Genomic DNA, 9212 nt, shown 5'->3' on the forward strand with positions numbered 1-9212 from the left:
TTTAAGAAATTTACTAAGCAGAAAAAAAGGCAAAAGAAATCCCGTGTTAGCTAGTTGTCACTCTCTAATCCTGCAAATTGGCGTACTATACTGTCTTAAACGACTTATAAGCGCGTTTCAGCTTGTGTAGGTAAGAACCTAGAAATATTGTGAAGACATAAGGTGCACATAGTGCAAAAAATTAAAAATAAGACGCCAACTACGTTGTTTTCTTGCTGTTTAATCTGCACAGATGAAGATAACTGAATACCTTCAGTTTCATGATAAGGGGGCTGGTGGAGCTTGTCAAGCAAGTTTTATGGCCTAGCGTCACACGCTGGAATGACACCAGATCTCACATTCATTCTACTACAACGCAGAAAATTCGTACAATTGTGCATGATGTAGGGTTTCTAGCTACATTTTTCTATTAAACTCACCTTTCCTCTATGTAACAGATTTCGTATTAAATTTTAAATTTAATGCGCCTAGATATACAAGCATTCCTAGCAAAACCATAGGTATGGAAAGCAACTGTCCCATAGTTAAATCAAGCCACAAATAGCCAATTTGATAGTCTGGTTCGCGAAAAAACTCAACGAAAAAACGTACTATTCCATACCACATAACTGCAATACCAGTTAACGCACCGTGATACAGTCTTATTCTAGTCAAGAAAAACAGTGAATTTGCAACTGCAAAAAGTAGCAGGCCTTCAAAAAGTGCCTCATAAAGCTGGCTTGGATGACGCAGCAAATTATCACCACTTTCTGGAAATACCATACCCCATGGCATAGTTGTAACTCTGCCAAATAACTCTCCGTTTATAAAATTGCCTATGCGACCTAAAAATAAACCTATGGGAACTCCGCAAGAAACTAGGTCCAGTGCATAAAATATAGGAATGTTATGTCTTTTACACGAAATTATTACTGCAAGCAAAACTCCTATAGCACCACCATGAAATGACATTCCCCCTTCCCAGGTCTTCAATATCTCAATAGGGTTGCTTATATAAAGAACTGGATCATATATCAATACGTAGCCAAGTCTACCTCCAAGGATAATGCCTACAATAGTGGCTGTTAATAGCGAATCGTAAAAATTCTTAGTAAATATTTTTTGGTCGTCTAGCTTGTGTAAATACCAATATGCAAACACTATACCCAAAACGTAAGCTAAGGAATACCAATATATAGAAACAGGCCCGATACTGAAAATTACTGGATTTAAAGACATATTTTGCTATAAATTATTCTTAGACAATCTACTTTTTTCACGATCCCACTCTCTCTGTTTTATGGTTGCTCTCTTATCGTAGAGTTTTTTTCCTTTTACAATGGCAATTTTAGTTTTTGCAAATCCTTTATCATTAAAATAGATCGAAAGCGGCACAACAGTTATCCCAGCGGTCTTGATTTGACCAATTAGTTTATTTACCTCCTTTTTATGCAAAAGTAATTTACGCTTCCTTTTCGGCTTATGATTTTTTTTGTTCGCAGCTTTATATTCTGCAATATGCATATTATGCAGCCATATTTCACTATTTTTTTCGATAACGTAAGCGTCGGAAATATTCACTTTTCTTTCTCTTAGCGATTTAACTTCACTGCTTAATAAGACCATACCCGCTTCAAATTCTTCTAAGATGAAATATTCAAATCTTGCTTTTCTATTTTCTGCAATAATTTCCATATCTAAAGATCTTTAAGCTTCAATATATTACAGAGTTTTTAACTTAATTCATAATATATCTTTCCTTAAAAAATCATTTAAGTTATACTGCAAACCATGAACCTTAGGCAAAAAATCAAGTTTTTTTCTCTATCATTTTTAATTTTATTTTCTCTATGGACTGTATTGTCTGGTTGTTTTGAGCCATTTTTTATTTTTTGTGGAGTGTTTTCCTCTATATTCACATTATTTATCTTTAGAAGGTTGATAAACGCTGAAAGAGCTCTTAGCCAGATTTTAAATGGTACGAGTAGACTGTCGTTTTATAAGTTAGTAAGTTATATACCATGGTTAATGTACCAAATCATTTTATCAAGTGTTTATGTAACAAAAAAGGTGCTACGACTCAAATCTAAGCTTGAGCCAATCATTATCCTAAGAAAATGCAAAGGGCATAATGATGAAAGCATTGCGTTATTTGCCAATTCGGTTACAATCACTCCTGGAACTTTAACTATCAATGTTGAAAGTAAGCAGAAAACATATTTCTCTACCATGTATCTGATAGATAAAGATCTTGAAAGCGGCATTTCTGAAATAGAAAATAAAATCTTAAAAATACTACGTTCAGTTAAGTAATTGCTTTAAATAAGTTAACAGCATCCTTATATTCCCTTACAAGACTTTCAAGCATCTCTTTTGGAAGGCTATTGTTAACAATAGAACATAAATAATTATATAAATCTTCTAACCTTAGTATGTTATTTCTCTTCTTGCTGTTGAATTTATACGGAAAAATACCTTCCATAACTTCAATAGTAGTAGCCTTGTTTAAAAATACATTTTCACTTGTCACGCTTATTCTTGCTAAAACAGTGTTAATTTCAGGTTCGTCATTTGTATAAAAATCTGATAGCTTAGTTATTCTAATAACGTATAAAGTTACTATTTTTGATAAGCAATTATCAGCATATTCACAATTTTTTATTACCTCCCACTGAGTAACCTGAGATTTACCTATTTTTGCATTGTTCGGTAATTTACTCATTCAACTTTCTCCGTTTAATCCAGTAGATAGATTATACTAATACTTTGTTAAATAAATGATAACGCAATCATAAAAATATATATTCATAATGACATGTTATATAAAATAGTACGATATCCAAACATTAAAGTTGATTTAGGCTAGCTACGCTCTGAAATAGCTTTACTTTTTGAGTTATTTTGTTAACATTCACCAAATCAATTGCACAAAATGAAAAAGGTGAAACTTGGGATACTAATTTCAGGCAGGGGATCAAATATGCAGGCCTTGATAGAGGCATGTCAAAATCGTAATTTTCCTGCAGAAGTTGTGTGCGCTATCACAAATAATAGCGAAGCTGCTGGCCTAAAAATAGCAGAACAAGCAGGAGTGCCAGCGTTTATTGTTAGAGATAAACCACTTGATGCTGATAAAATTCACGAAATATTTGTTCAACATAAGGTTGATTTAATTTGCCTTGCAGGGTTTATGAGAATCCTGCAAGCTAATTTTCTCAGTAAATGGAATAACAAGGTAATAAATATTCATCCCTCTCTACTTCCGTCCTTTAAGGGCCTAAATGCTCAAGAGCAAGCTCTAAAAGCAGGAGTAAAAATCGCAGGCTGTACTGTACATTACGTCACTCCTGAAATTGATGCTGGAGCCATAATTGCTCAAGTTGCTGTGCCAGTGTTACCAGCTGATGATATTCAAAGCCTCTCAGAACGCATTCTAGCTAAGGAGCATAAGTGTTATGTAGAAGCAGTAAGATCAATAGCAGAAAATATTAATTATTGACCTTAAGTGTTTTTTCCAACTTCAACAAAAAATAAATTTTCGGGTTCCAGTAAAGAGCTTGCCAGTTCGTTTACTTTCTCTAATTTAACGTCATTAATATAGCTCACAAAATCATTTATATGGTTAATATCGCGGTTGTTTGTCTGAATATTATTTAGTTTTGCAACTATGTTGTTATTATTAAACATAGAGAAAACATAGGAATTTACCATACTAATTTTTGTATCCCGAAACAACTGCTCATCAATTCCTTCCTTTTTTATCCTGCTAAATGTATCTTTTACCGCTGATATTGATTGACTGGCAGTAGAACTATCAGTACTAAGACTTCCAATCATAATGTTCCCATGTTTATTGAGAATAATACTCGCATAAACACCATAAGTAATGCCTGAGTTTTGCCTCAGTTCTTTCATTAATATTGAATTCAGCCCCATGCTGCCAAGCGCATTAATCAAGACTTGAGCATTATAGTAGTCTGGATCTTCATAAGCTATGCCTTTTTGAGCAAAAAGTATCACACTTTGTGGTATATCCATAAAAATGTTTTTATTCTCTGCAGGACCAAAATCATTTTTCACAGGTATTTTTCTAACTTTTGATCTTTTTGACGGCAATTTAGATAAATATTTATCTAATAATGTAATAATTTCTTCTTTTTTTGCACAACCAGCAACACTGATAACTATGTTATCTTTAGTAAAATTACGTTTTATGTACGTTAGAACATCATCTCTGGTAATGCTCATTATAGTGTCAACAGTACCATATTTGCTTCTTGAGTAGGGGTGCTTTTTAAACAATAACGTATTCAATTCTTCTCCGGCAACAAAAAAAGGATTTTTTTCAAGATTATTAAAATCAACTTTGGCTTTCTCGAAAACTCTATTCAACCCTTCAGAGTCAACTTTAGGACGTATTATAGCGTCGCTTAGTAACGAAATTGCATCCTCTAGATTCTCAGACAAAGTATTTAATGAAACCCTAAATGCTTCTAAACCAGCAATAAAATTTAAACTAATCCCTTTATCTTCAAGCTTTTTCGCAAAATCTCTGGCATCATTTTTTCCTGCCCCTTCTTGAATTATAAGAGAAGTAAACCAACCTAGTCCCTGTTTTTCCGAATTTTCATACACATAACCTGCATCTTTGAATGAGATATTTATCGAAACTTTTGGTAAGTCATAGCTTTCAACAAATAGAAACTTAAATCCTTTACGGGTAGTGACCTCCTCTATATTTAAGTTACCACTTGCTTGTAAATTAAAGCTTAGACAGAAAAAAAGTAGAAATACAAGTTTACTTATCTTCATTATTACCTCCTTTTGGTAGCAAACGACCGACTAATTTATTAGCAGAAAAAATAGCACGGATTTTATTATTTACATCCTTTAGATTGACATTATTGATTTTGCTATATGAAATATCTATTTCATCAAGTGGAATACCAAGCGCTAAGTGTGAGCCATAAAAAAATGCTATACTATTTAAACTGGATAAATTATCAAACTGTGCTGCCTTGTACCTATACTTCGAGTTTTGCAATTCCTCGCTTGTTATTCCTGTGGACATAAAATTATTAATAGAATTTTCTAATTCTCTTTCAACAGCACCTAAATTAACCCCACTTTTTGGAATGACCTGAATATCAATATAGCCATCACTAAAAGTTAAACTATTGTAATAAGCAGATACTGATACTGCCACATCTTTATCTAAAACCAAATCTTTATACAGTTTGCTGGATTTGCCGCCACCTAAAATGTCAACCGCTAAATGAGCAGCAGAGGTTTCACTTGTGTGCTTAAATAAAGAAACACGATAACGAAAATATAAAACTGGTTCTTTTACTTCAGTGCTCTCTAAAATCACCGATAAACCTGCATTATGCACTGGATCCTGATTTGGGTAATGTCTCATTACAGGCTTAGCTTTAATTTCGCCATATTTTTCTTCTGCTAATTTCACTACTTCATCAAGTTCCACATCACCCACAATCAGTAATATTGCATTGCCGGGGTGATAATAGTTATCATGAAACCTCGTTATGTCATCCTGATTGTAAGTTGTGATATCGCTCTCCCAGCCAATAACAGACCTGCCATAGCCAGTACGGTAAAATGCACTATCCATTTCTTCCCATAACAAAGCGTGAGGATGATTATCAAATCTCATCTTCCTCTCTTCCAGTACAATGTTTTTTTCTCTTTCTATTTTATCTTGAGTAACATTAAAATTGCCCATTCTGTCTGCTTCAACTTCCATTGCCAGTGGTAAGTCATTTTTAAGGACTAATTCGTAGTAACAGGTATATTCCTTAGTAGTAAACGCATTAAACTGGGCCCCAATGCTACTCATAGTGGCTTCTATATCTGTGAACTTCCCTGTAGTTTCAAACATTAAATGTTCAAAGTAGTGAGCCAATCCTGCTTTGCCAATTGGATCATCCATTCCCCCAACTTTGTATATTACTGCATGTAAAACGGCTGGAATCCGGTGATTATGAACAACATAGACATCTAGTCCGTTACTGAGTTTAGCATGTTTTATGTCGTGCTCTATGCTCAAAGCCTTCAAAGAAATTGGGTAAGTAAAAAAGAGTGCAGGTAGTATAAGAAAACTAAAAAACTTATGAAGCATTATTTCGACCTAATATAAAAACAATTATTTTATTCCTCATTTTGTTTAGAAATAAACATATCGTATATATACCACTTATATAACAATGTGAACATTCCACAAACTATAGATAAATCCGCTAAATTAAAAGCTGGCCAATACCAATCATCAATATGAAAATATATGAAATCATACACAGCTCCCCAATAAATCCTATCAACTACGTTTCCGATTGCTCCACCAATCATCAGAGAAAAACCAAGGTAAGTTAACTGATCATCAGACTTGTATATCAAGCATGCAAGTATACCAATTATTAGTATTGAAAATGCTGAAAAAAAGAAACCGCCATGCGGTAAAGCGCTACACATTCCAAAACTAATGCCTGAATTCCAAACTTCAACTAGCTTTATAAAGCTAGCGATCTCAATTGATTCTCCCTCATCAATCAATGAGTTTATGTACAATTTGCTCGTTTGGTCAATCAATACTATAATTAATATAACAATTAAGCATAACTTTTTCATAAATTTGCCTTTAACCTATAAACTTTAAGTATATCATAATTTATCTGTTTTGTTAACTCCTCAATACTATGGAATTTTTTTTCTGACCTTATGAATTTTAAAAGTTGTATATTAACTTTATGATTATATACGTCTTCATCAAAATCGAATATGTGCATTTCTATTATAGGCTTTTTCAGATCCTTAAATGTAGGTCTCATACCAATATTGACTACTCCATATAACCAATTTGGGTTATTATAAGAAAACATCACTTTAGCGTAATATGTACCAAATTTTGGTTTTATCATGCAATCTTCTATAGGAATATTTATGGTTGGGAATCCTATTTCTCTACCTCTACACGCACCCTTTGTCACAACACCAGAAACTTGATAAGGTCTACCAAGTAATTTATTAGCAATTTCTATTTCGCCCCTTTGTACATACTCTCTGATTGAAGAAGAAGAGCAAATTTTGCCGTCAATTATTAATGGCTCTAATTTAGTCAAAGAGTATCCATATGTTTCAGAATATTTCTCTAGAGTTAATATATCACCCAATCGTTTATGACCAAAAGTGCAATTTTCTCCGACAATTATGTGTTTAGCGCCATATTTATCTATTAAAATCTCACTGATAAAGTTATCGCAGCTAACCTCAGAAAAACCTCTACTAAAATTAATAATATACAAGTAATCTATACCATAGCTGCTGATTAGTTCCTTTTTTTGTTCTTGGTCTATTAACCTAAAATTGCTTCTACCAAATAAAACAGTTGATGGGTGAGGCTCAAAAGTTAAAACTGCAGAGGGTAATCCTCTTTCTTGTGCTACCTTCTTTAGAGTGGAAATTGCAAATTCATGTCCTAAATGAATGCCATCGAAATTTCCGAAGGTTAGTGCTATATTATTTTCTATCCCTTGCTCACAATTATAAATAATTTTCATACAATTTGATGTTTTTACATGTTTCTTATATATAATAACTATATTTTAGTAAGCTACGGAGATAAATTGTGAAAAATGTTGTGATATATGTAAAGAAGGGCTGTCCATACTGCATAAAGGCAAAGGATTTACTAGATAGAAAAGGTGTGGAATATGAAGAAATCGATGTGCTCAAAAACTCAGATCTATTTAACGACATAAAATCAAAGTATAACGTTAGAACAGTTCCACAGATCTTTATTAACGATAAGCACATTGGGGGGTGTGACAAATTGATGGATCTTGAAAAAGAAGAAAAGTTGGATGATATGCTAAATAATAATGACAGTTACATTGATGTCACAACCTACACAAGTAACAATGACGAATATGAAGAAGGCGTTGTACTACACGATGATTTTATGTAACTTTTTATCTTGTTTTGTCGTGTAATACGTAAATGAAAACTAGTATGCTCACTTTAAACAATTCTTAATGAATTAAAAATACAATTCATTTAGTGAGTTTTTTTAGTGGGAAAAAATGACAAAAAATATTTCAATTATTAGCAGAAACTTAATTAGTATCGAATTAGTTAACAAACAAGATTTAGAGAATTTCATCAAGATTTTTACAGTGCTTGATAAACATATAGCAGCTAAAACACTTTTTACAGAAGAAGTGAGAATAGAGTATAAACAGCACAACGGCAAAGAAGTTGTTGAATTGCTAAAAGATACAGACTTTACATATCATGAGGTTGAAAATGTATTGAACCACCTGAGTAAACATGGAATGAAGGTGCCCAGCAGTGTTATAGCACACACCCTTTTTGCTGCATACAATCACGCACTTGAATCTAAGAATGTAGCATTTTCTTTTTCTGAAGGCTCTCCACAATTTAACATCAGAGTGAGTAAGAACACCTTCATAATAACTCCTATGAGTGAAGAGAATTTGGAATTAAATTCACAAAGTAGCAGGACATTAATAGAGTCGTTACAGAGCAAAAAAAATATTTATGATTGTATAGTAGAAGAAAATACCATTAAAGTTATAGTGCATTCTGAAATACATCAAGCTATAAATTTGATTATAAAATCACTGATAAAGTCTCACCTTTTAGCAAAAGAGGAAGAAGGAAAATTCAAAGAGAAATTGAGACAACTTGCTTTTAAAGATCAAGCTTTTGTTGAGTATTCCAGTATCAAAACCATCAGTAGGTATCCACATAATCATCCTCTGAGAAAGCATGAAAGTATTACTAAGGACATAGAAAATATTTTATGTGATTTCATAACAAATGAGAATAGCGAGTTTGCTATAGAGCAGTTAAATAAGCTGAGCTCAGCAGTTTCTCCGGATACTCCAAGAATCATCACTAAAACTATAGATAAACTTGTTAAATTTCATTAAGGTATACGAGGGCCAATAGACTTCTTGTATACCTTCTGTCATCCAAGTAGCAAAGCTACTTGGTTCTTTTTTTGGTTCCAGCACTATATACATAGCTGTACAAACATTGTAGCCGCTATTCAAGTAGCCCGCAGAAACGAAAAAACTTACTTGACAAACTCCACCAGCCCCCTTATCATGATAGTGAAGGTATTCAGTTATCTTCATCTGTGCAGATTAAACAGCAAGAAAACAACGTAGTTGGCGTCTTATTTTTAATTTTTT

The 9212-nt window shown here is 33.0% G+C and carries 11 protein-coding genes; 4 read left to right on the plus strand and 7 right to left on the minus strand.

What is annotated here, in order from left to right:
- Nucleotides 1-426: 426 nt before the first annotated feature.
- Both lgt and smpB read right to left on the minus strand, forming a co-directional pair.
- Entirely contained in the window at nucleotides 427-1218 is a 792-nt protein-coding gene (gene lgt / locus OZD67_RS04440) for a prolipoprotein diacylglyceryl transferase (protein ID WP_182183104.1), read from the minus strand.
- A 6-nt stretch (nucleotides 1219-1224) separates the two neighbouring features.
- A complete protein-coding gene (smpB, locus tag OZD67_RS04445; protein WP_182183106.1) occupies nucleotides 1225-1674 on the minus strand; it encodes an SsrA-binding protein SmpB in 450 nt (149 codons plus the stop codon).
- Between the two features lie 96 nt (nucleotides 1675-1770).
- Here smpB and OZD67_RS04450 point away from each other — a divergent pair, with 96 nt between their 5' ends.
- Nucleotides 1771-2292, plus strand: coding sequence for a Na+/H+ antiporter subunit E (locus tag OZD67_RS04450; RefSeq protein ID WP_182183108.1), 522 nt, complete (start codon nucleotides 1771-1773; stop codon nucleotides 2290-2292).
- On the opposite strand, the gene OZD67_RS04455 is transcribed toward OZD67_RS04450, so the two are convergent.
- Nucleotides 2285-2701: a hypothetical protein gene (locus OZD67_RS04455; protein WP_182183109.1), complete on the minus strand. Its 417-nt coding sequence runs from the start codon at nucleotides 2699-2701 to the stop codon at nucleotides 2285-2287. The two genes, OZD67_RS04450 and OZD67_RS04455, sit on opposite strands and share 8 nt — an antisense overlap.
- A gap of 210 nt (nucleotides 2702-2911) precedes the next feature.
- Between OZD67_RS04455 and purN the strand changes: the two genes are divergently transcribed.
- Nucleotides 2912-3478: a phosphoribosylglycinamide formyltransferase gene (purN, locus tag OZD67_RS04460; protein ID WP_182183111.1), complete on the plus strand. Its 567-nt coding sequence runs from the start codon at nucleotides 2912-2914 to the stop codon at nucleotides 3476-3478.
- 2 nt (nucleotides 3479-3480) lie between these two features.
- Here purN and OZD67_RS04465 read toward each other — a convergent pair whose 3' ends face one another.
- The 4 genes from OZD67_RS04465 to ribF are packed head-to-tail and all read right to left on the minus strand — an operon-like array spanning nucleotide 3481 to nucleotide 7553.
- A complete protein-coding gene (locus tag OZD67_RS04465) occupies nucleotides 3481-4791 on the minus strand; it encodes a M16 family metallopeptidase (RefSeq protein ID WP_182183113.1) in 1311 nt (436 codons plus the stop codon).
- Nucleotides 4778-6118 (minus strand): M16 family metallopeptidase, encoded by a 1341-nt coding sequence (locus OZD67_RS04470; RefSeq protein WP_182183114.1) that lies wholly within the window; start codon nucleotides 6116-6118, stop codon nucleotides 4778-4780. Before OZD67_RS04470 ends, OZD67_RS04465 begins: the two co-directional genes overlap by 14 nt.
- Before the next feature lie 29 nt (nucleotides 6119-6147).
- A complete protein-coding gene (lspA, locus tag OZD67_RS04475) occupies nucleotides 6148-6624 on the minus strand; it encodes a signal peptidase II (protein WP_182183116.1) in 477 nt (158 codons plus the stop codon).
- Nucleotides 6621-7553, minus strand: a complete 933-nt coding sequence (gene ribF / locus OZD67_RS04480; protein WP_182183118.1) for a riboflavin biosynthesis protein RibF — start codon at nucleotides 7551-7553, stop codon at nucleotides 6621-6623. Before ribF ends, lspA begins: the two co-directional genes overlap by 4 nt.
- A gap of 68 nt (nucleotides 7554-7621) precedes the next feature.
- Here ribF and grxC point away from each other — a divergent pair, with 68 nt between their 5' ends.
- Both grxC and OZD67_RS04490 read left to right on the plus strand, forming a co-directional pair.
- Nucleotides 7622-7960 (plus strand): glutaredoxin 3, encoded by a 339-nt coding sequence (grxC, locus tag OZD67_RS04485; RefSeq protein ID WP_182183119.1) that lies wholly within the window; start codon nucleotides 7622-7624, stop codon nucleotides 7958-7960.
- A 115-nt stretch (nucleotides 7961-8075) separates the two neighbouring features.
- Nucleotides 8076-8948 carry a hypothetical protein gene (locus tag OZD67_RS04490; RefSeq protein ID WP_182183121.1) on the plus strand — a complete coding sequence of 291 codons (873 nt, stop codon included), beginning with the start codon at nucleotides 8076-8078 and terminating at the stop codon, nucleotides 8946-8948.
- Nucleotides 8949-9212 lie beyond the last annotated feature (264 nt).

Origin of the sequence: Wolbachia endosymbiont of Drosophila nikananu, from assembly GCF_028981865.1 — a bacterium.
GTDB lineage: Bacteria > Pseudomonadota > Alphaproteobacteria > Rickettsiales > Anaplasmataceae > Wolbachia > Wolbachia pipientis_B.

Coding starts and splice junctions, on each gene's coding strand:
- lspA (WP_182183116.1), bottom strand. CDS start 6,624: ATGAAAAAGTTATGCTTAATTGTTATATTAATTATAGTATTGATTGAC.
- OZD67_RS04490 (WP_182183121.1), top strand. CDS start 8,076: ATGACAAAAAATATTTCAATTATTAGCAGAAACTTAATTAGTATCGAA.
- OZD67_RS04450 (WP_182183108.1), top strand. CDS start 1,771: ATGAACCTTAGGCAAAAAATCAAGTTTTTTTCTCTATCATTTTTAATT.
- OZD67_RS04455 (WP_182183109.1), bottom strand. CDS start 2,701: ATGAGTAAATTACCGAACAATGCAAAAATAGGTAAATCTCAGGTTACT.
- OZD67_RS04465 (WP_182183113.1), bottom strand. CDS start 4,791: ATGAAGATAAGTAAACTTGTATTTCTACTTTTTTTCTGTCTAAGCTTT.
- lgt (WP_182183104.1), bottom strand. CDS start 1,218: ATGTCTTTAAATCCAGTAATTTTCAGTATCGGGCCTGTTTCTATATAT.
- ribF (WP_182183118.1), bottom strand. CDS start 7,553: ATGAAAATTATTTATAATTGTGAGCAAGGGATAGAAAATAATATAGCA.
- purN (WP_182183111.1), top strand. CDS start 2,912: ATGAAAAAGGTGAAACTTGGGATACTAATTTCAGGCAGGGGATCAAAT.
- smpB (WP_182183106.1), bottom strand. CDS start 1,674: ATGGAAATTATTGCAGAAAATAGAAAAGCAAGATTTGAATATTTCATC.
- OZD67_RS04470 (WP_182183114.1), bottom strand. CDS start 6,118: ATGCTTCATAAGTTTTTTAGTTTTCTTATACTACCTGCACTCTTTTTT.